The following is a 20,229-nucleotide window of genomic DNA, read 5'->3' on the forward strand; positions in this document are numbered from 1 at the left end:
GCGGATAGATCGATACGTACATGCCAAGTTGCGATACTGGCCTCATGATACGTAACGCGTGGGTCACTGTCACAACATTGGGCAATTTATTGTTCAATTCGCTTAGCCAGAACTATGTCATCTTTATCGTCAATTTGGGTGAATCCGACTGGCAAGGCCTTTGACTTTTTCAGGAAAAGCCATTTTGCATACAAAGGCGGGCTTGCATTGCTGGAAAGTTGTACGAATCTACGGTCTGTGATGAAGATAAGCGTGTCATTATCGGCACGTGGAAGTGGATACGCGGCGATGAGGTTGGGTTGCGTGAGTTGATTATCGGCACCTGCATCATTTGCAGCGATAATTGGCTGGCGAGTTGCGTCAAGGTGGCGAAACGGGCGTTGGTTTTGCGTGTGTCATTGAAGTGATTGTATGTTCGGCTGCCTGCGGCGATGGAAGTGCTGCGGGCTTGGGTGCGAGCCCAACAATGGATGGCCTATACGATAACGAGTAGGTAGGCGCATTGGATGAGTTGTATGAGGTAGAAGGTGATACTGAATGGGAACCAGAAGGTTGGCGTGATGAGAATGGCGTAGTTGGGAGCTTGATCAAGTTGAGGGTTGCCGTTGTTAAAAAGTTGGCCGTGCGTGGTGAGCTGCCGCGCCATGGAGAGGTAGCTGAGTTGATCGCCGCCGGGTTTCCACCAGTAGCTAGTTGACTTGCAGAAGTATGAGGATGGCGAAGATCACGAACCAGCGAGTCGGGTGATCGCCTTGCGATTTGAGCCAATCTTCAAATATTGGTTTGGATTTTGTTATTACGACAGAGACTTGCGTATCCAATGCTGACACCTTTGATGATTTTCAGAGCGTTTTTCGTAAATACTTTCCGTGTTGACCAGTTGGTCGTTACGTAATGAATGCTTATTTACGTGAACCTGTTGTCGATGATGTTTCTGCTTATACGGCAGGTCAAGATGCAAACTGCTCTAAGATGCAGGTTAGAGAGACTGAGCGATTCGCGAATCGCAATTTTCCTGTATATGAACGTTTATTTATGCATTTTATGAGGGCAATTGGGCGATGATTCTGGTCAAAAGAGTGGTATTTCGCCTTGCATGAGCGTGAATGCTATGCTTAGGGAATGAAGAATTACACAACAGATGAGTGGATTGCTTTGGATCATAAGCATGTGTGGCATCCGTTCACGCCGATGGGGTATTGGCGTGAGCAGAAGCCGTTGGTGATTGAGCGTGGTGAGGGTGATTTTCTGATTGATACAGATGGGAAGCGATACATCGATGGGGTATCGTCGCTGTGGTGTAATGTGCACGGGCATCAGGTCAAAGAGATTGACGATGCGGTGAAGACGCAGCTGGGGAAGATTGCTCACACGACGTTGCTGGGGATGGCCTCGCCGCCGTCGATTGAAGTGGCGAAACGGTTGTCGGAGATGTGTCCGGGACGATTGAACAAAGTGTTTTTCAGTGATGCGGGAGCGACTGCGGTTGAGGTCGCGTTCAAGATGGCGGTTGGATATTGGTTCCATCAAGGGATGCCTGAGAAATGTAAATTTATTGGTTTGGCGGGTGCTTATCATGGGGACACAACGGGGACAATGTCGGTGGGGTATTCAGACCTATTCCATAAGCCGTTTATATCGATGGTGTTTCCGGTGAGTTCGTTTCCGGCACCTGATACATGTCGGCCGCCACACGGCTTTGAGAAGTCAATGCCGAAGTGCTATGCGGAAGGGCATTGGCCGTCGGAAGACAAAGAGCACAATGAGGCGTTGAGTGCTTATTGCTTGGGCAAGCTGGAAGAGATGCTGAAGTCTCACGCTGGCGAGACGGCGGCGATTGTGGTCGAACCCGTGATGCAGGGGGCGGCGGGGATGGTGTGTCAGCCCAAAGGATTCTTGAAGGGGGTTGAGCAACTAGCAAAGAAGTATGATGTGCTTTTGATTGCGGATGAGGTTGCGGTTGGTTTTGGGAGGACGGGTCATCTGTTTGCGGTGGATGGAGAGCATGTTGAGCCAGACATTCTGTGCTTAGCGAAAGGGATTTCGGGTGGGTATTTGCCGTTGGCTGCGACGGTGGTGAGTGATGAGATTGACCGTGTTTTCGCGGGTGATGATGTGATGGAGCGGCGAACGCTATACCACGGACATACCTATACGGGGAATCCATTGGCGTGTGCGGCGGCATTGGCAACGTTTGATTTGTTTGAGAAAAACGATGTGATTAATCATGCGAGGAAATCTGCGGAGATGATTCACGAACGGTTGCGTGAGCTGCTGGATCATCCGAATATTCTGGATGTACGGCAACGCGGCACGATGGTTGGGATTGAGTTGTGTCGATCAAGAGATGATGCTGAGCCGTTTGATTTCTCGAAACGAACGGCTGCAGAAGTGTGCATGTCGATGCGCGAGGAAGGACTGATTATACGGCCACTGGGCGACATCATTGTGTTGATGCCGATGCCGGGAATGAAGCATGAAAATCTGAGCAGGATGTTGGATGTGGTCGTTAAAGCGATCAAGCAGTGGTCGTTTGAAAAATAATGAGTTTATAAGCCGATGATCAAAGCGACTAACCGTATATTAGTCGCTTTTTTTATGGAAACATTGAATATAGTTGAGGATATTGGCAATAAAGAAGGCCGCCTCATGATCAGTGAGGCGACCTATGGAGTGTGTTTCTGTATTAGTAATCGTTATGTGTTTTGGGATTGTGAGTTGGCTGCACCGATCTGGTTGACGAACTCTTTCCAGTCACGGCTGCCGAGATGCTGCTCAACTTTTTGAATCACTTCGATAGTTTTCATGAGCTCTTCTTCGGTAACGACGAGGTCGATATTCTCGAAGATGTCAGACTCACGTTTATTCATAGCGGAAAGTTCGGAGCGGCCAAAATCAGTAAGATCGAGGAGCTGTGAGGTGTTGTGGGCGGGGTTGGCTTTTTGCTCGATGTAGCCTTTGTCGATGAGTGATTTGACCTGTTTTTGGATGACTTGCCGAGAGACAGGCTTTTCGCGTGCGATTTGCGGGACAGTCATCGGGCCCATTTCGTGGATGACACGCATGATGAGCCGCATGGCGGGGGAGATGCCGGTGTCTTCATGGAGCTGCTCGCCAACGTTTCGCATACGCTGGAATGTGGTGACGATTGAGTCGAGGAATGCTCGGATGAGCTGAGGTTGTTTGTTTGTCGTGGACATGCGTCATCCCTGAGTTGCGGCTGATCATTCGAGTTCGGATTTGGTTGCTAAGCGGGCGGCGGTGCAGAGCCGCCCGGCAACCTTGTTGTCATTATGCAAACAATGACGTCATGCTGTCAACTATGTTGTCACAAAAACAGGACTGAGATGGCTCAAAGCACATTATTCGATAGACAGCAGCCTGCCAAAGCGGCACCCAGAAGATGGTACATGTGGGGTGACGGCAGAGAAACGATCACCTGAAACCTGGGCGATATGTTGTAAGTTATTTAGCCACAGCAATTAAGCGTCTCTTAACACGGCATTCGATTTGGCACATGTGTTGCAGTATTGCATGTTGATGATCAATCCGCGCATACATCTTGATACAGGAAAGCGATTTGGGCATGGTGGCATGTTTGATCGCGATGAACCGGATCAGGTTGATGCGGACAAGCATCGTTCTGAGCGTGGAAAGTTCAATGTGCTGCTGACGGAGGATCGTGAGCATGCGATCGAGCATTGGACCCATCAGTTGCCTAGACTGCTCGGGCCACAGGGCGTTGAAGCGGTTGTGGCGAAGAATGGGCGGGAAGCGATCGACATCTCCAATGAACTGGAGGTTCATGCGGCGGTGATTGATCTGGCAACACCACAGGATGCGGCGAATCGTGCGTACACATCATCAGGCATGCCGGGCGGGATTTGGCTGCTTGAGGTGTTGTCGAGGTTGCCGAAGCATCCGCCGATTGTGATTGTAAATTCAAGAACGTACACACCAAGGCAGATTCATCGGTTCCTGCATGATGCTCTGCGGCTGGGCGCATTTTCGGTTATTAATCAGCCGGTACAGTTGGAACAGTTATTGGGTGTGATTCAGCGGATCATGCAACGACAATACAACGGTTACTGGCCGGGGAGTATGGTGGATGATGAACCGGGGTTGGATGACGCATTGAACAATTAAATAATAAACAGAAATCAAGCCCAGACGGAGCGTATCCTTGGGCTGCTGGAAGAACAACAAACCGGCTACGGCTGGATAAAACAGACAACACCATCTAAGGAGAACGTATAGATGAAAGTTAGACCACTCGGCGACAAGATCCTCGTCAAGCGTCTGGAAGCTGAAGAGAAAACAGCATCAGGCATTTTCCTCCCTGAATCAGCAAAAGAAAAACCACAACAGGCCACTGTGATCGCAGTTGGTGATGGCAAGCTGCTCAAGAACGGCGAGCGTGCATCATTCTCAGTCAAAGTCGGCGACACCATCATCCTCAACAAGTGGGGCGGTACGGAAGTCAAGATTGACGGCGAAGAATACATGGTCATGGCTGAGGACGAAGTCCTGGCAACCGTCGGCTAATCATTCCCCCCCGGAATTTCGACAATTTCCAACCGGGCGTATATGGCTAACCATTGATTAGCCCACTTAAATTAAGAATCAAAAACTCAAATAATCGGAGTTCAATAACATGGCTGCAAAGTCAATCAAATTTGATAACGAAGCACGCGAAGCGATTCGTCGCGGCGTGTCTAAGCTTGCAAAGGCTGTTAAAACAACACTCGGCCCATCTGGCCGCGTGGTTGTCTTGGAAAAATCCTTCGGCTCACCAACCGTCACCAAGGACGGCGTAACCGTAGCGAAGGAAATCGAACTCGAAGACGCGCTAGAAAATATCGGCGCTCAGATGGTTAAGGAAGTTGCTTCCAAGTCATCGAAAGATGCTGGCGACGGTACAACGACTGCGACCGTTTATGCTGAAGCGATCTTCACCGAAGGCCTGAAGAATATCACTGCTGGTGCGAATGCAAACCAGATCAAACGCGGCATCGACAAAGCTGTTGACGCTTTGGTCGAAAACCTTCAGAAACAATCCAAGAAGGTTGCGAACTCTGAAGAAGTCGCACAGGTTGGTACATGTTCTGCGAACCAAGATGCTGCTATCGGCCAGATTATTGCTGACGCGATGGACAAGGTTGGTAAAGATGGCGTGATCACAGTTGAAGAAGGCAAGAGCCTTGAAACTTACGTTGATCTCGTTGAAGGTATGCAGTTCGACAAGGGTTACCTGTCGCCACACTTCGTGACTGATCCGAAGTCGATGGAAGTGGAGATGGAAGATGCTTTCGTGATCATTCACGAGAAGAAGATTTCTTCTGCTAAAGATCTCGTCCCAATTCTCGGCAAGATCGCTGAAGCTGGCAAGCCAGTTTTGATCATTGCTGAAGACATTGATGGCGAAGCGCTCGCAACATTGGTCGTGAACCGTTTGCGTGGCGTATTGCGTGCGGCTGCAGTTAAAGCTCCGGGCTTTGGTGATCGTCGTAAGGAAATGTTGAATGACATTGCGACGCTAACAGGCGGCCGCGCGATTATGGAAGAGCTTGGCATTGATATTGAAAAGCTTGAGCTTTCAGATCTTGGCCGTGTAAAGAAGGTCATCATCACGAAGGATGAGACGACTTTGATCGAAGGTGCTGGCAAGTCTTCGGACATAAAGGGCCGCATCGAAATGATCAAATCGCAGATTGATGCGACTAGCTCTGACTATGATCGTGAGAAACTGCAAGAACGTTTGGCGAAGCTGTCAGGCGGCGTGGCTCAGATCAATGTTGGTGCTGCGACTGAGTCTGAAATGAAAGAGAAGAAGGCGCGCGTTGAAGATGCGATGCATGCTTGCCGCGCTGCGGTTCAGGAAGGCATCTTGCCGGGCGGTGGTACCGCGATTCTGCGTGCACGCAAAGCACTCGATACGATCGAAGGTTTGATCGGTGACGAAGCGATCGGCGTTGACATCGTGCGTCGTGCGGTTGTTGCTCCTGTGAAACAGATTGCAGAAAACGCTGGCCATGACGGTTCAGTGATCTGTGAGAAGGTTATTGCGGGCAAGCAGAAGGAAGGGTTTAATGCTCTGACCGGCGAGTTCGGCGATATGATCAAGATGGGTGTTCTCGTTCCAACCAAGGTTGAGCGTGCAGCACTTCAGAATGCTGCCTCAATCGCAGGTCTGCTACTGACCACCGACGCGGTGATCACAGAGATCAAGGACGACAAGGCTGCGGCTGGCGCACCAGGCATGGATGACATGGGTTACTAAATCGAACGATTTTAGTTAGATACTCATTGATTCGACCATCTGAATTGTGACGATTGATTTGGATGTAAAACAAAAATTTTCATTAAGGCAAAAACTAACGGCTATGGCGCGAAAGCGCGATAGCCGTTTTTTCATTTGAGCAATGCTTTCGTAAATAACACCCTTTGAGTAACGACATGGGGCTTGATTTTGGTGGGGAATATCATATTTTCTAATTATGAATTGCGGGCAAAATCATCATCTCTTCCATGTTATTCTTCATACTTATGGCTCATGGTTGCCGGGAGATCCGAAAGGGTTCCGAGCGGTTAAACATAAAAAGCACTGTGAGGGGGATTGGAAAAATCCGCCGCCGAATGGTTTACATAATGGACTGCTGAACTATAGCCAATCTATCAGTAATCCTGTCGTCTCACTGAATATAGCGCAAAGGCGAATTGTTGCTGAAGCTATTGCGGATAATTTAAATCATCAAGGCGCTAAAATATCAATCTGTTCAGTTTCAGAACAGCATGCACATCTATTGGGTGAATTTCCAATCGACGAAGTACATTACAAACCACAAATCAATCAATACATGCAACGCTGCAAAACATGGGCGGCAAAACGATTGAGAGATGCAGACGAATGGGGCGGTGGTACATTGTGGGCACAGGGGAGCAAGGTCGTCAGAATTAATGATCGGCGGCATTGGGACAATGTTTATGCGTACATCAAGCGCCACGTCAATGAGCATGCGTATATTTATCAGTGTTTGTAGTAAGTTCTTCAAGCCTGCCACCGCCGGTGGCAGGGTATCATCACAACCAACGCTCAAATTCTAAACACCCCCTGACCGGCGGTCAGGGGCTTGATGATTGGGTTATTTGATTGCTTTTGATAACTGTTTGATTGCGGCGGCGGGGTCGATGTTGCAGGCGCGGCACCAGTAGATGAGTTCGATGGGGTCGATGCGACGATCGCCGGTTTCGCATTTGTGAACGTAACTGTGGGGTTTGCCAAATATTGCACCGAGTTCACGTTGTGTTAAATCAGCATCCTCTCGCCATTGCCGAAGTCGCTTGCATAACTTTCTATACGCTAAATTTTGCTGAGCACTTGTTCCCATAACAGAAACAAGCTATATTGATCTTAGCTTGTACCCATTTTAGGCACAAGCTAAGGGCGTTCCATTCACCGTTTAAAACAAATTTCCCGAAGTGCCTCACGCCCTCTATACCCTACCCCGCGATACGGGCCTGAGAGTTAGCTTGCTTCTCAGGCTCATCTTTTCATTTATCACCACTGTCCGGATAACCGTGGGGTTAAGTGCTGGGTGCATCTCTATCCGCGTAATAGGGTACTGGCGAGCGATGAGGTGAGGGATCGTAAAACCCACGTCGAAAGTGCTTAACTTTGAGACATAACATGATGTGTTGACAAATGAATCTCTGAAGGGCTAGCAGGTTTGCCGGCTTATCAGACTGAAGCATGCGTCGACAGGGAAAAAGAGCTGGTACGTGCCAGCACGGTATGAGCAATGTTGCTCAGATATGTTTCATCGTTAGGAGATCTCTTATGAAGTTTAGTCTTTTAGCAGCGGTAGCACTTGTGTTTAGCATGTCGATGCTGGGTTGTGGCAAAGAAGAGCCGCAGACCGGTGGGTATGGTGTTCCGGAGCAGAATGCTGCACCACGCATGGACGACAAAGACATGAAGGAAAATCGCGACTGGACAGATGACAAGCAGCGCGAAATGAACGATCGCATGGACAAGGAACAAGATCGCATGAACGACCGCATGGATGATCGTCAGAGCTCAAGTATTTATCACAGCAAAAAGCAGCGTGATATGTACGACAGCCAGTACACTCGCTAAGCGAGGGTACGTGTGACACGCTTTGATGACAAGGTTGGGTTGTTACTATCGGAAGCATGATTAGATGCGAATCGATAATGACACTAACCCGTCAATAGATAGAGCATGTGCACTTTTGAAAGCCCTCGCTTAATCGTGAGGGTTTTTATTTTCTAAGGAAGAATGAGAGGGGGAGGGGAAGATGTGGAGGGCGGCGTACTCACAGGAAGGTCGATAGATGGGTAGCGGTCATGACACATCTATGAGGGGCTAAGGGGAGCGGGGTCAGTGATTGGGAATGGTGGTTAGTTATGCGGAATCAGTGGTATATTGTGGCCTTGCTGGCGTTGGTGATGGTGGGATTGGACGTGGTGCTGTACAGTGTCGCGTGGCGTGGGGTGGACGGCACATGGGGACAAGGCGGGATCCATGAGCAGCCGGGCGAGGCGCGTGATTCGATGCCGATCATGCCGGGGGAGGGAGAAGATGGGATGTTCAGGGATGTGGAGCAGATCTGGCAGAATGGGGAAGGGAGCGATCGAGAAGCGTGAATGAAAGATGAGGATTGAATTAAGATGCATGAATGTCAGGATGGAAATTGGCTGGATGTACAGGGGCTTGGCGAGAGGCTGCCGAAAGAACTGTTTGAAACTATCTGCAAAGGCTCCAAAGGATTTCGCTTGGAGCGAATTGTGTCAGAGGGGCAGGCTTCGCCGGAGGGGTTCTGGTACGAGCAGGAGCAGGCAGAATGGGTGATGATCGTTCAGGGTGAGGCGGGATTATTATTTGCGGATGCAGATCAAGAGCGCGTAATGAGGGCGGGCGATTATGTTTATATTGAGCCTTGCAGACGGCACCGGGTGACGTGGACTAGCCCGACAGAGAAGACGATCTGGTTGGCAATATTCTTTGACACTTAAGCTCTGTCCAACACTTGCGGCAATACGTCTTGAAACGAAGATTATCTAATCATTGGATGGGGATTGCATTGACATGCGAATGTTCTGAGCTAATATACTGGCTGATGCAAACAACCCTCTGATACAACACGGCTGACTTTCTGTGACTTACCACTATAAACGATGGCAATGTTATAGAGAGTTATTCTGCGCTTAGATAGCAGAGCACTTCTTATCGTTAGGCCGTGGCGATACTGAAACATAAAAGTAAATGAATTGAGATAAGTCTAAGAGATTGGCTGCGCGATTGGTTTAATTGCGCGGCGGTATCGCATGAGAGGGCTGAAGCTGAGGCTTCGCAGCGATTTGTATGTCGAGAAAACAACGTAAAAACAAGCAGTTTTATTGTATTCATTGCAGGCAACCGATCAGTGCAGACGCGTATGGAACGAAGCACCGAAACCATTGCCCGTTTTGTTTGTGGTCAAAGCATGTCGACGAGTTGCCGGGCGATCGAAATTGCGCCTGTCAGAGCGCGATGCGCCCGATCGCAGTAGAAACGCGAGGTGATGGAGAATGGGCGATCGTCCACCGATGTGAAGGGTGCGGGGAGATGAAGGCGAATCGCATTGCAGGCGATGATGATGAATTACAGCTATTGGGATTGATTTTAAGGCCGCTCACGGCTGCACCATTCCCAATCGATCACTTACCTATGAGAGGGCCAATGATCCCCTATAAATAATGGCTAACTAACAGATAGGTTCTATGAAATAGAATAATTATTTTTGTAAAACTAATACTGACGTGTGCAATCACTGCATAGTAAAAGCGGTGTGGTGATTGCATGCGCTTTTACTTGCTCTGATCAATATCGGAGGCAGGCGGCTCTTTTACTTTATCTCTATAGCAACCACGGAATTCGACATTACCAACCGCGACGGCAACCACGACTGCGAGTAACACACAGAAGATTCCAAAAAGAAGGATAAGGATATCCATGCTTACTTCCTCGTTTTGCCTAGAAGATAGAAATTGCCGAAGCTAAGGATGGACGGCACCCAGAGTCCGACGAAGATTGCTTCAATACGGTTGTGTGAAAACCAGAGACTGATTGAGAACAAAAAGGAAACAGCAACTGCGATGTAGATATAGCACTTAGCGGTTTTTAAGTAGTTCATATGGCACTCCGATAGCTGCGAATCACGAGGATCAGCGATCGTATGAGGCAGAAGATTGATCCCTAGAAGCGTATCGGTTGAAGAAGGTATAGAAGGTTAGATGCAACGCTGCGATCCCAACAAGGGCATGGCTGAGGAAACCTAATACTGGGTACGAATCAAGAATCGCAGACAAAATATCGATACCGTAAAGGCCGAATAGCCCGGTATTAATGCCGACGATGATTAGAAGAAATGCTGGAATCGAATTAAGAACACGAGGCACGTTTTTATTAGAAATCATGCGAAAGTATAGACACGAAAGGTCCTGGAATCACGCATCCAGACACTGTGCCACTTTGGGGAGGCCCAACGAGCTTTGAGTGATGAGTTCGGACAGACCGGAGCACAGAATAATCAGTGCCAAAGATGGGGTTTTCAGCATAAATCGAAAATTTTATGCTAATTCGGGCAGTTTACATGAGGGTAGGACGTCCCCGAGGGCAAATCCGGTTATAATTTGCGTCTCAAGCTGCGGCTTTTGCCAGATTCAAGCGACGCCAGAACGCGGCATGATGCTAAGGTGAATTCGGTCACATCAGCTTGAGCAACCGTGTTCATGATTACAAGTGGATTCAATCATTTTTAGCGAGAACGAATATGCAACTCCAAGAAGCACTCAACCTCATTCATCAGAAATTCGTCAACGAATCACAGGGCAAAGAAGAAGAAAGCGTCAGCGCGAAATACTTCGAAGCTTTTGAAAAATTCCCAGCCGTGATGGAAACCGCATCACAGATCTTTGCAGCTCAGATCATTGCTCAAAATATCCAACAGCAGCAAGCTGCGGGCCAAGGCGAAGCTCCAAGCCCAATCCAGACACCATAAGTGCCTGAACAGATCAAATAAAAAAGCCCGCACAAGTGTGTGGGCTTTTTTTATGATTGACTATAACTTTTCGGTTAGCCTCGGATTGCTCGAATGGCAGCATTCACATTCTTACCTTCAACAGCATGCTCAGCTACTTTGAGATGCTTCATTGCTACGCCCATGGCTTGACCATCATTGCCTGCAGCAACCACATTATCCTTCACGGATTCGAGCTCAGCAACGATTTCATCAACGGTTAAAGTCTTGGGCAGAAGCGTTTCTAAAATCACGATCTCGGCTTTGCATCTCTCTGCCATCGCCTTGTCTTTTGTAAGACTAATCGTTTCGTTAGATGACTTCACCATCTTACGGATGATTTTTTCGCAACGCTCGTTGGTCATCGGATCGACAGAACGACTAGCTTCGGTTTCCAAATCACCCAGTGCGACTTTGAGGATACTTTTTTCGAGTTCGTTTCGTTCCAGCATGGCTTTGCGGACACGTTGTTTGATCACTGCGATCATGCTCATGATTAACTCCTGAGATTATTGGTGTGTGGGTGATTCTATGATTAAGCAGCATATTGTAGCGTTTTTTTCGACGAAATCATTGCCGGTCAACGCTCAATCATTCGGTAATCGATAGAACCCCTTGCCCTCCTGAAGCAATTGCCTTCGCTTAACCAGCTCCTCCCAAACAGCTTGCGGGTAGGTTGCCGGCGGCTGAATGGCAAACATTTGCTCCGCCTCACGGCTCGTCGCTGCATCTAACTTTAGCTTGAGCCGCCGCCTAAATGCCCGCATGGCCTGCTTGAGCATTACATCGGACAGCCAATCAATTTCTTCGTCTTCTCCCTCATCTTCATCTTCCTCAATCGGGGCCAAAGGTGGCAGATCCGTTTCGGTTAATGCTGTGGGTATACCCATTGAAATGGGTTCCGGTTTTGAAGGAAGTTTTATCTGTTCGAGCAGATCGTTGAACTCATCTATATCACGATCTCGCACTATCTGAAGATGACGCATGACATCCGTATCGATCTCTCTCAATTTCTTAGCCACATCCTGCCACAAGATCGCCAGCTTCGACTCATCGTCTTCCAAAAATACTTCAACAGCCAAACGCTCCAGCTGCTCAACACTCTTTTTACGATCACACATCTTCAAAACCCAATAGCATGGTTATAACGATTACGTCAATGACATAACATAAACATAACAGGAAGTTTGGGTAAACACTTGTGGAATATGTCAATTGTCGCCACAATGATGAAGTGTCCAAGCCCTGTACTTGTTCCATAATTATAGTGGAGATGAGCAAATAAGATGCAAGACAAGATCAGCAAATCTGAACAGGAATGGAAAGAAAAACTTACACCTGAGCAATACCACGTTCTCCGTGAAAAGGGCACAGAGCGTGCTTTCACCGGAACTTACAACAATAGTAAGAAACATGGCACTTACTGTTGTGCGGGATGCGGGACAGAGCTATTTGAGTCAAATACCAAATTTGACTCAGGCTCAGGCTGGCCGAGCTTCTTCGAAGCCATATCTCCCGAAAATGTCGAGCTTGAAACAGACATGTCGCATGGCATGGTTCGCGTCGAAGTGATGTGCGCGAAATGCGGAGGACATCTCGGACATGTCTTCAATGACGGCCCTGCTCCATCAGGAAAACGATTTTGCATCAACTCTGCTTCGCTCAATCTCAACGAAAACAATGATTAGAACAAGGTGCGACATCATACCTCGTTCAACTGCAAACCTTTTATAAAATATTATTCCATCAGGTATGCCCGCATTGCCTTGCGTGTAATATCCGATTTTCTTTTTCCTAACTCCAAGTCATTCTAGTAGTAACAAAACAGACGACGGATTTGCTGCTGCATATCAAATTTCTTTATTCATTTCGTCGCCTTCGTGTCTCATCAATGAACACACATCGATAACATCGCACTACATGTTTCTAGTTGCGATGACCCTTGGGGATGACCATGATAGCAGAGTGCTTAAGACAATTACTTGATAGAAAAATGATCACTGTTAAAGAGATCGAAGAAGCGACCGGCCGCGGAAATTCAACAATATATCGCTGGCTCGAGAACAAATCTCACCCAGACATCAACGATTACATCACGCTCATCCACCGGATTGAAGATCAACGTGTTCGTGCCGCTTTGCTTGACGCCATCACTTCCAATCTACCGGTTTCGATACATTGGGTCGAAGAAGATGAAGAAGTCAATCATCACAATATCTTTGGCAACTTTATCCTTGAGGCGAAACAGCAAACCATCCAAGCCATTCAAGTTCTCCTCGACATTCTCAACAAACTAGAAAACAACGACGTCAACGAACGTCTATCAACACAAGACTGTGCTGATATTAATGAAGCAATCAACACCAATATCAGCATCCACACACACCTCAAACAAGGCCTATCTCGTCACGCTGGACGTCGGCGCAAGGCGCGGCCGCTACAGTACGTCAGCACATAACCACCTGCAAGAACATCGTAATTCCTCCAAATATCCATCCGCACCAACTCCATCTTTCATATTCTGCCAAATAATTCTTTTCCCATTTTTCGAGTAACGGTTAATAGCTAATAGATTCATCATCTCCAAGACTGGCTTCCCATATTTTCAGTGTAAACTGCTCAGTGGAATGCCTCCACATACTCAAAATTTCGACATCACCCGTATCAATACGCTATCTAATACAAGGTCGCACCTACAAAATACCGGAGGGTGTCGATCTTGCCTGCATTCGGCCAAATATATTATTCGCGTCATTCTCACACGTTTTCGGCCGCCAATATCCTGTCATTATTTCAGCATATCGCTACCACAAAGCCCCGAATCGCAAACACTTAAAGCCTGAAAAGACCAAAATACAGCAAACACTCTTTTCCAGAATCTGCTACAATAGCCCACAGTATTCAGCTCGGGTATTGTCAGGTTTTGGTCTACCTCTCGCTTGCACTGACAATTTCTTTGACAGCAGGTTTCGCGAAACATTTTCTTTACCGACCATTAGGCGGCATATGCCATCCCGATTCCTGACTTTGAGCTGGTGATTTTTCATCACACCAACATTGATCCATTCCTGAGAGCAGTCTGGATTACAAGCGTCATCATGCAAATGCAACGATTCATTTCGCTAATCCTGTTATTCGCCACATTGTTGTGTACACACGCGCACGCTCAGATTAATGATGATTTTCAGCAAATCTTTGGCAGCAAGTACGTAGGTGATGGAGCGTATCTCAAAAAAGCCGAATGGGATGACCATTTTTACCCCATTAATATCAACAATAAATGGGGATATATTAATCAACGCGGTGAAATCACCATCTTCCCACAATTCGATTGGGCTGACGTCCAATACGCAGGCATCATGCGCATCGTTGTCGGTGGCCGAACGGGATTTATCACTTACAACTCCGGCAGTGGCCAAATTGAATGGCTCGTTCAACCCATCTACGCATGGGCCGACCATTTTGCAGAGGGCGTTGCCATTATCTCCGATGGCAACAAATACGGCTTCATCAATAGAATCGGCATCCAAACAGTTCCACTCGAACTAGATGGTGCATTAAGATACAGAGAAGGATTAGCCGCTTTCCAAAAAGGCAATCTCATCGGTTACATGAACCGTGTCGGCAAAGTAATGATCCCTGCTAAATTTGACCTCGCGCATTCATTCTCAGAAAACGTTGCGGTTGCACGCACATCAACGAGATCTAGCAAAACACTTGGCTACATCGATCGCAAAGGTGAATTCGTTTACACAGTCAAGAACAATCAATTCGATACGCTTTCGAGCTTCTCAGATGGCTTGGCTGCCATTGAAAAAAATGGCTTATGGGGTTTCATTAACCGTAAATACGAGTTAGTCACAGAACCTCAATTCGAGCAAGTTCGCCCATATTTCAGCGACTTTGCAGCCGTCAGGAAAAACGGTAAATGGGGTTACATCAACAAAGAAGGCAAGACAGTCATCGAGCCACAATACGACGAAGCTTATGACTTCCAAGAAGTTCTTGCCATGATTAAGGTCAATAACAAATACGGCTTCATCAACCGTGAAGGTGAAAATATCATCCCACCACAGTTTGCTGATGCCCTGCCCTATTACTTTGACACCGCACGCATTTCACAATTCCCCAATTTCGGTTACATCGATATCGAAGGCAGCATCATTTGGGATCCACGATCACCTCATGACGGTATCTACAATCTCAACGACAACAAAAAGCGAATGAAGGCACCGACTAAACGTAGCCAAGCCAGTATTCCTTACAAGCAAGACCACATCTACCAAGACAAATTGCCTAAAGAACGAGACAATTCAAAAAGCCGTTCACGTTCTCGCAGAAATCGAAGACGATAACCGCATACCGCCATCATCAACCTAAAACACGGACACCCACATCATAAATGTGGGTGTTATTTATCTGAATTCAATTCTGTATAACTGCCGCGTCAGCATAATTTGTCGCATCCCATTCATGGCATTTTTCGCAAAAACCCTTTTTCCATAGGGGTTTAGCATATCTCATTTTATAATCACAACCTCTCCTGTTCTTGGCATCAAATACATGAAAACGCATAAAACAATCACAACTCTATGCATCGTCGTGATGTGTATACTTTTGCCCGCTACTGGCACCACAGCAAGTGATCAAACTGCGCAAGAAACTTACTCATGGATGCCTACCAACTCAAATAACATGCAATCATGCATCAAAGCAGAAAAACGATATGCTAAACAAGTAAATGAACAACTTAACATCAACCTCACACTATACGAGACAGATTACTTTCTCCTCTACACCGATCTACCGAAAAACAATGCCACGCATTGGCGTAATCAACTTGATTCAATGTATAAAAAGCTGATTCGCTTACTTAAATTACCTCATAACTACAACATTTGGGCTGGCAAAGCATCAATCTATCTGTTCAATAAAAAGCAGCAATTTATAGAGTTCGAAAAAACCTTCTATAAAAACAAGATCACATTTGAAGCCGCCCTTTGCCACCAACACTACACAGGCGAAGTACGCCTTGCTTTATATTCGCTCAAAGACCAGCTTTTCATGCAGCAACTTTTCATACATGAAACCATGCATGGCATCATTCACCGCTACAAAACATCCGTCCGTATCCCAACATGGTTAAACGAAGGCATCTCTGAATGGGCTGCGAACCAAATCTTAGGCGATGCACCTTCTTTCCGTACAAAAAAACTGCTCAGTAAAAACTATCTACAAAAAATTGGCTATTTACCATCTGATTTTTTCAGTGACTACCGCTTCAAGCCAGAATTCTATGGTATCGCATTAGAGCTCACGCGTTCTCTCATGTCTCGCAGTCAGGACAACTTCATTTATCTTCTTACGCAAATCAAAAACAAAAAACCTTGGCATAAAGCTCTTAAATCAACAAATGATATCACACCCGAGGAACTCATCCTTTCATATGCTCACTCAATAGGCCTTGAAGACCTACCAATTGAAATTCCCTCATCAAACGAAACTCATCAACCACCAAAAAACCTGCCTCAGTCTGCTATACCAAAATGATAAGGCAGCCTGAGGCAGTTCACATCTCTATTCCCCCTAAACCTATCTCGTGATTAGTAGCACCTAAACCTTACGCACATCTAAAAAGTAATGGCAAAACTACTTCTTCAAAAGATATCGCCACCGCCCTCCCATTGGCAGCAGCATCTCTCCCTCCTCTTCATCATCTTCCTCCCAATCCACATCTAACTCTTCCGCCATATCCATAGCACATTCCCCCGCCATTTCCAACTGAGCCAGCTTCTCCTTCCGTCTCAGTTCTTTCTCAATCTCCCATTCCTGGACTATGTCTAGCCCGTTAACAATCTCCATCCGCCCCGTCGAATCCTCGACTATCGCAGTACAACTCTCCACCCAATCTCCGCAATTCAGGTAAACCACATCCTCATCCTCAATCCGATCGCTATGATGAATATGCCCACAAATCACACCATCCAACTCCTGCCTTCTAGCCTCAGCAATCAACCTTTCTTCAAAACGACTAATAAAAGTGCAAGCATGCTTTACCTTTAACTTCATGTAAGCTGACACTGACCAGTATTTATACCCCAATAATGCACGACATTTGTTGTACCAAGTATTGATTCGTATCAACCACTCGTATGCCACGCTCCCCAGCACCGATAAAAATCTTGAGTGCTTGACCACCAGATCATACTGATCTCCGTGTGTCACCAAGTATCTCTTTCCATCTCCACCATCGTGCACCACAAACGGCTCAACCTTCACACCACCAAACTCCAAACCATAATACTGCCTTGCCGCCTCATCATGATTCCCCGGCACAAATACCACTTCTGTCCCCCGCTTAATCATCTTCAAGATTCGCCGCACAACTTCGTTATGCTCAGCAGGCCAATACCACCGCTGCTTCAGCCGCCACATATCGATAATGTCACCCACCAAATACAGTTTCTCACAATCAACACATTTCAAAAACTTGGCTGCCTCTTTCGCTTGGCTTCCATTACTACCCAAATGAATGTCCGAGATAAAAACCGTTCGGTATTTCAGCTTCATCTTTGACTGCCGACACTTTGTCAGCCTCCTGTGTGTTCGCTCATGAGTCCGCCCGACACCCCATACGCTCACAACCTAATCTCATCTCACGCACATAAGTTTACTCCTCCAAACACCCCCTAGCACCCAGCCTTATCTATTTCTAACCATGCAAACCCCACGTTATCTATTTGTAAAAACAATGTTAAACACAACCCTGATTCCGATTATTTTCACATCCATCTAACACGTCATTAGCCAAACAAAAAAAGCAGCGATGAATCGCTGCTCTTAAAAATTCTAATCATTATCATGCTTTTTATTCAGTCGAAGCTTTTTTCACATCATGCAACTGAACTTTGAATATCAAAGCAGCATTCGCAGGGATGTTCGGCGGAGCACCGCGTTCACCATAACCAAGATCCGACGGAATATACAACATATACGTCGCACCCGGCTTCATGTATTGTAAGCCCTCAGTCCAACCTTTGATGACGCCATTCAGTGGAAACTCAATCGGCTCACCACGTGCAAATGAACTGTCAAACACAGTCCCATCAACCAGCTTGCCTTCATAATCTACCTTCACCGTGTCTGCTTCAGTCGGCGAATCGCCTTCACCTTCTTCAATTACTTCATACTGCAAACCACTAGGCAACACGACAACACCTTCACGCTCAGCATTTTTCTTCAAGAAATCTGAACTAGCATCAACGCCTGCCGTTTTCCCTAATTCAGCCTGCTTCTTCTCCGCTTCAGCCATCTGCTTCAGCATCGCCTGCTGGAAGTAAGCCTGCAATGCAGTCTGAGCCTCGTCCTTCGTCATCGCCCAATCTTCTTCGTCGGCACTCAACCCAGCTTGAACACCTTTGAGGACTTCATCAATATTGATCCCCATACCCAATTGCTCAAGCTGATCCTTTTGGCTCTGAAGTTGATACGCAAGATTCAAACCAATCGCATAGCTTGCCTTCGCTTCATCAACCTCTGCCGGCATCGCAGCAACCAAGTCCTGCATATTAACCTCAGGCTTCGCAGCTTCATCACCGTCTTGAGCCCATACAAGCAGTGGAGCGCTCGCCATCACGAGTCCAAGCAACCCACTTACTGCTAACTTCTTCATGTCCATGCTGGTTTCTCCAGTTAGTATTGTTCATTCATCAGCAATATCTATGCTGATCATTATCCTAGCAACACCACCCATCAACATCTCCCTCACTCACTTATACCTCCCCATTTTACCGCCTATCATACCCGAACCCTCCGACTTTCGCCCCGTAATTGCCTTAGTCCAACCACCCATTCAACCATTTTATCCAAATCATTTGCTTCTTCCTGTCATATTAGCCTTCACCATCTAACCAAATTGATTAAAATCCCCCAATGCACACTTACTTTGCATACGGCTCAAACCTCGATCCTGTTCAGCTTCAAACACGCTGTCCACAATCTAAACCCATTCACGCTGCATATATCGACGATTATTACCTGACATTCCCCCTCGCAAAAATCCCCGTCACCCGCGGCGGTGTCGCCTCAATCTCGCTAACCTCACTCCCCTTTAAACTCCTATCGCTCACACCACCTACCCGCATCCACGGCTTCCTCTACGCTCTCTCGGACTCAGATCTACTCAAACTCGACCAATGCGAGCACACACACATCCCCCGCTACCTTCGCCAACTCATTCACGTAAAGATCCCCACCCCTAGCGCACCCACTCCATATAAATACACTTCCGCATGGACCTACTTTGCAATCCCTCAAACACTCGCTCCTCACGAGCACTTCGCACCATCAACCGAGTACCTCCAAACCATCATTCGAGGCGCAACACACCACAACCTCCCCGCCGATTACATCAATTGGCTCTCCACAATCCAAACCTGCGATTAGCCTAATTATCTCGGTTATTTCCCCAAAGACATCACCAACAAGCCAACATAAAGTGTCATGTACCCACAGCAACCAATGACTCAATAAAAGAATCATCCTGCAAAACACACGATCGCATAATTCTAGCTTTTTTCCACATCGCCATCCCGCTGAAATACATTCACCGATCAAACCGTTAGGCAGGCACAACCCCAACCCACAAACACGATCGAGAGATTCCCATGATCATCATCACAACCCTATTCGCCGCCCTTTATCTTGCCCTGGGACTAACCTTCTACACTATCATCAACTTCGCCACACCCACCGCCCTCATCCCACCCCTCGTCATCGCCATACTCTTCGCGATCATCGCCTTCCTTGCCAGCAAGCCTAAACTCCGCATGCACACCATGCACGCTGCCGCACTGCTATCGCTCATCCTCTTCTTCGCTTTCCTTTCCAATTACGGCCCCGCCTTCGACTACCTCACCGCAGCACCCGGCCACGAAACCCTCCAACGCCCACTTGCCGCCGTGGAAAAAGCCGCAATCTCCATCCTCGCGCTCATCTACTTCCTCATCACTTTCGCGTCTTTCTTCAAAGCCCGTGTCCTCAAAAAATAAACGCAAAAACGCGCCATTTCACCCCTTTAAAGCCAACTAACACCATTTAATCTTCACACAATCAACCTCATAAACTCAACATCCACACAACCTGCAAT

27 protein-coding genes are annotated in these 20,229 nt (G+C 47.2%); 17 read left to right on the top strand and 10 right to left on the bottom strand.

Features of this window, described 5'->3' with window-relative positions; all coding sequences use genetic code 11:
- Nucleotides 1-218 precede the first annotated feature (218 nt).
- Nucleotides 219-407, top strand: coding sequence for a hypothetical protein (locus KS4_RS13620; protein ID WP_145079177.1), 189 nt, complete (start codon nt 219-221; stop codon nt 405-407).
- Between the two features lie 68 nt (nt 408-475).
- Here KS4_RS13620 and KS4_RS17680 read toward each other — a convergent pair whose 3' ends face one another.
- A complete protein-coding gene (locus tag KS4_RS17680) occupies nt 476-646 on the bottom strand; it encodes a hypothetical protein (RefSeq protein WP_200761263.1) in 171 nt (56 codons plus the stop codon).
- Nucleotides 647-1,122: 476 nt separating this feature from the next.
- Between KS4_RS17680 and bioA the strand changes: the two genes are divergently transcribed.
- The gene (gene bioA / locus KS4_RS13625; RefSeq protein WP_145079180.1) at nt 1,123-2,544 is read left to right on the top strand and encodes an adenosylmethionine--8-amino-7-oxononanoate transaminase; all 1,422 of its coding nucleotides are present in this window, start codon (nt 1,123-1,125) and stop codon (nt 2,542-2,544) included.
- A 152-nt stretch (nt 2,545-2,696) separates the two neighbouring features.
- Here the strand turns inward: bioA and KS4_RS13630 are convergent, their stop codons facing one another.
- Entirely contained in the window at nt 2,697-3,200 is a 504-nt protein-coding gene (locus KS4_RS13630) for a MarR family winged helix-turn-helix transcriptional regulator (protein ID WP_145079183.1), read from the bottom strand.
- Between the two features lie 334 nt (nt 3,201-3,534).
- Here KS4_RS13630 and KS4_RS13635 point away from each other — a divergent pair, with 334 nt between their 5' ends.
- From KS4_RS13635 to KS4_RS13650, 4 genes are all read left to right on the top strand, one after another.
- The gene (locus KS4_RS13635; RefSeq protein ID WP_145079185.1) at nt 3,535-4,146 is read left to right on the top strand and encodes a DNA-binding transcriptional response regulator; all 612 of its coding nucleotides are present in this window, start codon (nt 3,535-3,537) and stop codon (nt 4,144-4,146) included.
- Nucleotides 4,147-4,257: 111 nt separating this feature from the next.
- Nucleotides 4,258-4,545 (top strand): co-chaperone GroES, encoded by a 288-nt coding sequence (gene groES / locus KS4_RS13640; protein WP_145079188.1) that lies wholly within the window; start codon nt 4,258-4,260, stop codon nt 4,543-4,545.
- Nucleotides 4,546-4,654: 109 nt separating this feature from the next.
- Nucleotides 4,655-6,280: a chaperonin GroEL gene (gene groL, locus KS4_RS13645; protein ID WP_145079191.1), complete on the top strand. Its 1,626-nt coding sequence runs from the start codon at nt 4,655-4,657 to the stop codon at nt 6,278-6,280.
- A 217-nt stretch (nt 6,281-6,497) separates the two neighbouring features.
- Nucleotides 6,498-7,040, top strand: coding sequence for a transposase (locus KS4_RS13650; protein ID WP_145079194.1), 543 nt, complete (start codon nt 6,498-6,500; stop codon nt 7,038-7,040).
- A 102-nt stretch (nt 7,041-7,142) separates the two neighbouring features.
- Here KS4_RS13650 and KS4_RS13655 read toward each other — a convergent pair whose 3' ends face one another.
- Nucleotides 7,143-7,388, bottom strand: a complete 246-nt coding sequence (locus KS4_RS13655; RefSeq protein ID WP_145079198.1) for a helix-turn-helix domain-containing protein — start codon at nt 7,386-7,388, stop codon at nt 7,143-7,145.
- Nucleotides 7,389-7,837: 449 nt separating this feature from the next.
- Here KS4_RS13655 and KS4_RS13660 point away from each other — a divergent pair, with 449 nt between their 5' ends.
- From KS4_RS13660 to KS4_RS13675, 4 genes are all read left to right on the top strand, one after another.
- Nucleotides 7,838-8,137: a hypothetical protein gene (locus KS4_RS13660; protein WP_145079201.1), complete on the top strand. Its 300-nt coding sequence runs from the start codon at nt 7,838-7,840 to the stop codon at nt 8,135-8,137.
- A gap of 290 nt (nt 8,138-8,427) precedes the next feature.
- Nucleotides 8,428-8,667, top strand: coding sequence for a hypothetical protein (locus KS4_RS13665; RefSeq protein ID WP_145079204.1), 240 nt, complete (start codon nt 8,428-8,430; stop codon nt 8,665-8,667).
- A 24-nt stretch (nt 8,668-8,691) separates the two neighbouring features.
- On the top strand, nt 8,692-9,036 hold the full coding sequence (locus tag KS4_RS13670) for a cupin domain-containing protein (RefSeq protein WP_145079207.1): 345 nt from the start codon (nt 8,692-8,694) through the stop codon (nt 9,034-9,036).
- Nucleotides 9,037-9,385: 349 nt separating this feature from the next.
- Nucleotides 9,386-9,760 (top strand): RNHCP domain-containing protein, encoded by a 375-nt coding sequence (locus KS4_RS13675; protein WP_145079210.1) that lies wholly within the window; start codon nt 9,386-9,388, stop codon nt 9,758-9,760.
- Between the two features lie 110 nt (nt 9,761-9,870).
- On the opposite strand, the gene KS4_RS17685 is transcribed toward KS4_RS13675, so the two are convergent.
- Genes KS4_RS17685 through KS4_RS18180 form a run of 3 tightly spaced genes read right to left on the bottom strand, consistent with a single transcriptional unit; the run spans nt 9,871 to nt 10,479 of the window.
- The gene (locus tag KS4_RS17685) at nt 9,871-10,017 is read right to left on the bottom strand and encodes a hypothetical protein (protein WP_200761264.1); all 147 of its coding nucleotides are present in this window, start codon (nt 10,015-10,017) and stop codon (nt 9,871-9,873) included.
- A gap of 2 nt (nt 10,018-10,019) precedes the next feature.
- Nucleotides 10,020-10,196 carry a hypothetical protein gene (locus KS4_RS17690; RefSeq protein ID WP_200761265.1) on the bottom strand — a complete coding sequence of 59 codons (177 nt, stop codon included), beginning with the start codon at nt 10,194-10,196 and terminating at the stop codon, nt 10,020-10,022.
- Nucleotides 10,197-10,227: 31 nt separating this feature from the next.
- Complete coding sequence (locus tag KS4_RS18180; RefSeq protein ID WP_145079213.1) at nt 10,228-10,479, bottom strand: DUF378 domain-containing protein; 252 nt, start codon at nt 10,477-10,479, stop codon at nt 10,228-10,230.
- Nucleotides 10,480-10,835: 356 nt separating this feature from the next.
- On the opposite strand from KS4_RS18180, the gene KS4_RS13685 reads away from it, so the two are divergent.
- Complete coding sequence (locus KS4_RS13685) at nt 10,836-11,063, top strand: hypothetical protein (RefSeq protein WP_145079216.1); 228 nt, start codon at nt 10,836-10,838, stop codon at nt 11,061-11,063.
- Between the two features lie 74 nt (nt 11,064-11,137).
- Here the strand turns inward: KS4_RS13685 and KS4_RS13690 are convergent, their stop codons facing one another.
- The gene (locus KS4_RS13690; protein ID WP_145079218.1) at nt 11,138-11,575 is read right to left on the bottom strand and encodes a GatB/YqeY domain-containing protein; all 438 of its coding nucleotides are present in this window, start codon (nt 11,573-11,575) and stop codon (nt 11,138-11,140) included.
- A gap of 93 nt (nt 11,576-11,668) precedes the next feature.
- Nucleotides 11,669-12,202 (bottom strand): hypothetical protein, encoded by a 534-nt coding sequence (locus KS4_RS17695; RefSeq protein WP_200761269.1) that lies wholly within the window; start codon nt 12,200-12,202, stop codon nt 11,669-11,671.
- A gap of 165 nt (nt 12,203-12,367) precedes the next feature.
- Between KS4_RS17695 and msrB the strand changes: the two genes are divergently transcribed.
- The 4 genes from msrB (at nt 12,368) to KS4_RS13715 (ending at nt 16,631) form a co-directional block, all read left to right on the top strand.
- Entirely contained in the window at nt 12,368-12,769 is a 402-nt protein-coding gene (msrB, locus tag KS4_RS13700) for a peptide-methionine (R)-S-oxide reductase MsrB (RefSeq protein ID WP_145079221.1), read from the top strand.
- A 305-nt stretch (nt 12,770-13,074) separates the two neighbouring features.
- Complete coding sequence (locus KS4_RS13705) at nt 13,075-13,539, top strand: hypothetical protein (protein ID WP_145079224.1); 465 nt, start codon at nt 13,075-13,077, stop codon at nt 13,537-13,539.
- Nucleotides 13,540-14,179: 640 nt separating this feature from the next.
- The gene (locus KS4_RS13710) at nt 14,180-15,436 is read left to right on the top strand and encodes a WG repeat-containing protein (protein ID WP_145079228.1); all 1,257 of its coding nucleotides are present in this window, start codon (nt 14,180-14,182) and stop codon (nt 15,434-15,436) included.
- 208 nt (nt 15,437-15,644) lie between these two features.
- Entirely contained in the window at nt 15,645-16,631 is a 987-nt protein-coding gene (locus KS4_RS13715; protein ID WP_145079231.1) for a hypothetical protein, read from the top strand.
- Nucleotides 16,632-16,730: 99 nt separating this feature from the next.
- On the opposite strand, the gene KS4_RS13720 is transcribed toward KS4_RS13715, so the two are convergent.
- Together KS4_RS13720 and KS4_RS13725 are read right to left on the bottom strand one after the other, a co-directional pair.
- Nucleotides 16,731-17,651: a UDP-2,3-diacylglucosamine diphosphatase gene (locus KS4_RS13720; RefSeq protein WP_145079233.1), complete on the bottom strand. Its 921-nt coding sequence runs from the start codon at nt 17,649-17,651 to the stop codon at nt 16,731-16,733.
- A gap of 298 nt (nt 17,652-17,949) precedes the next feature.
- A complete protein-coding gene (locus tag KS4_RS13725; protein ID WP_200761270.1) occupies nt 17,950-18,759 on the bottom strand; it encodes an FKBP-type peptidyl-prolyl cis-trans isomerase in 810 nt (269 codons plus the stop codon).
- A 254-nt stretch (nt 18,760-19,013) separates the two neighbouring features.
- Here KS4_RS13725 and KS4_RS13730 point away from each other — a divergent pair, with 254 nt between their 5' ends.
- Both KS4_RS13730 and KS4_RS13735 read left to right on the top strand, forming a co-directional pair.
- A complete protein-coding gene (locus tag KS4_RS13730) occupies nt 19,014-19,526 on the top strand; it encodes a gamma-glutamylcyclotransferase family protein (RefSeq protein WP_145079236.1) in 513 nt (170 codons plus the stop codon).
- A 221-nt stretch (nt 19,527-19,747) separates the two neighbouring features.
- Nucleotides 19,748-20,131, top strand: a complete 384-nt coding sequence (locus KS4_RS13735; RefSeq protein ID WP_145079239.1) for a hypothetical protein — start codon at nt 19,748-19,750, stop codon at nt 20,129-20,131.
- Nucleotides 20,132-20,229: the final 98 nt, after the last annotated feature.

Origin of the sequence: Poriferisphaera corsica (assembly GCF_007747445.1) — a bacterium.
In the GTDB taxonomy this organism is placed as follows: Bacteria; Planctomycetota; Phycisphaerae; order Phycisphaerales; family Phycisphaeraceae; genus Poriferisphaera; species Poriferisphaera corsica.

Coding starts and splice junctions, on each gene's coding strand:
- KS4_RS17680 (WP_200761263.1), bottom strand. CDS start 646: ATGGCGCGGCAGCTCACCACGCACGGCCAACTTTTTAACAACGGCAAC.
- bioA (WP_145079180.1), top strand. CDS start 1,123: ATGAAGAATTACACAACAGATGAGTGGATTGCTTTGGATCATAAGCAT.
- KS4_RS13630 (WP_145079183.1), bottom strand. CDS start 3,200: ATGTCCACGACAAACAAACAACCTCAGCTCATCCGAGCATTCCTCGAC.
- KS4_RS13635 (WP_145079185.1), top strand. CDS start 3,535: ATGTTGATGATCAATCCGCGCATACATCTTGATACAGGAAAGCGATTT.
- groES (WP_145079188.1), top strand. CDS start 4,258: ATGAAAGTTAGACCACTCGGCGACAAGATCCTCGTCAAGCGTCTGGAA.
- groL (WP_145079191.1), top strand. CDS start 4,655: ATGGCTGCAAAGTCAATCAAATTTGATAACGAAGCACGCGAAGCGATT.
- KS4_RS13650 (WP_145079194.1), top strand. CDS start 6,498: ATGAATTGCGGGCAAAATCATCATCTCTTCCATGTTATTCTTCATACT.
- KS4_RS13655 (WP_145079198.1), bottom strand. CDS start 7,388: ATGGGAACAAGTGCTCAGCAAAATTTAGCGTATAGAAAGTTATGCAAG.
- KS4_RS13660 (WP_145079201.1), top strand. CDS start 7,838: ATGAAGTTTAGTCTTTTAGCAGCGGTAGCACTTGTGTTTAGCATGTCG.
- KS4_RS13665 (WP_145079204.1), top strand. CDS start 8,428: ATGCGGAATCAGTGGTATATTGTGGCCTTGCTGGCGTTGGTGATGGTG.
- KS4_RS13670 (WP_145079207.1), top strand. CDS start 8,692: ATGCATGAATGTCAGGATGGAAATTGGCTGGATGTACAGGGGCTTGGC.
- KS4_RS13675 (WP_145079210.1), top strand. CDS start 9,386: ATGTCGAGAAAACAACGTAAAAACAAGCAGTTTTATTGTATTCATTGC.
- KS4_RS17685 (WP_200761264.1), bottom strand. CDS start 10,017: ATGGATATCCTTATCCTTCTTTTTGGAATCTTCTGTGTGTTACTCGCA.
- KS4_RS17690 (WP_200761265.1), bottom strand. CDS start 10,196: ATGAACTACTTAAAAACCGCTAAGTGCTATATCTACATCGCAGTTGCT.
- KS4_RS18180 (WP_145079213.1), bottom strand. CDS start 10,479: ATGATTTCTAATAAAAACGTGCCTCGTGTTCTTAATTCGATTCCAGCA.
- KS4_RS13685 (WP_145079216.1), top strand. CDS start 10,836: ATGCAACTCCAAGAAGCACTCAACCTCATTCATCAGAAATTCGTCAAC.
- KS4_RS13690 (WP_145079218.1), bottom strand. CDS start 11,575: ATGAGCATGATCGCAGTGATCAAACAACGTGTCCGCAAAGCCATGCTG.
- KS4_RS17695 (WP_200761269.1), bottom strand. CDS start 12,202: ATGTGTGATCGTAAAAAGAGTGTTGAGCAGCTGGAGCGTTTGGCTGTT.
- msrB (WP_145079221.1), top strand. CDS start 12,368: ATGCAAGACAAGATCAGCAAATCTGAACAGGAATGGAAAGAAAAACTT.
- KS4_RS13705 (WP_145079224.1), top strand. CDS start 13,075: ATGATCACTGTTAAAGAGATCGAAGAAGCGACCGGCCGCGGAAATTCA.
- KS4_RS13710 (WP_145079228.1), top strand. CDS start 14,180: ATGCAAATGCAACGATTCATTTCGCTAATCCTGTTATTCGCCACATTG.
- KS4_RS13715 (WP_145079231.1), top strand. CDS start 15,645: ATGAAAACGCATAAAACAATCACAACTCTATGCATCGTCGTGATGTGT.
- KS4_RS13720 (WP_145079233.1), bottom strand. CDS start 17,651: ATGAAGCTGAAATACCGAACGGTTTTTATCTCGGACATTCATTTGGGT.
- KS4_RS13725 (WP_200761270.1), bottom strand. CDS start 18,759: ATGGACATGAAGAAGTTAGCAGTAAGTGGGTTGCTTGGACTCGTGATG.
- KS4_RS13730 (WP_145079236.1), top strand. CDS start 19,014: ATGCACACTTACTTTGCATACGGCTCAAACCTCGATCCTGTTCAGCTT.
- KS4_RS13735 (WP_145079239.1), top strand. CDS start 19,748: ATGATCATCATCACAACCCTATTCGCCGCCCTTTATCTTGCCCTGGGA.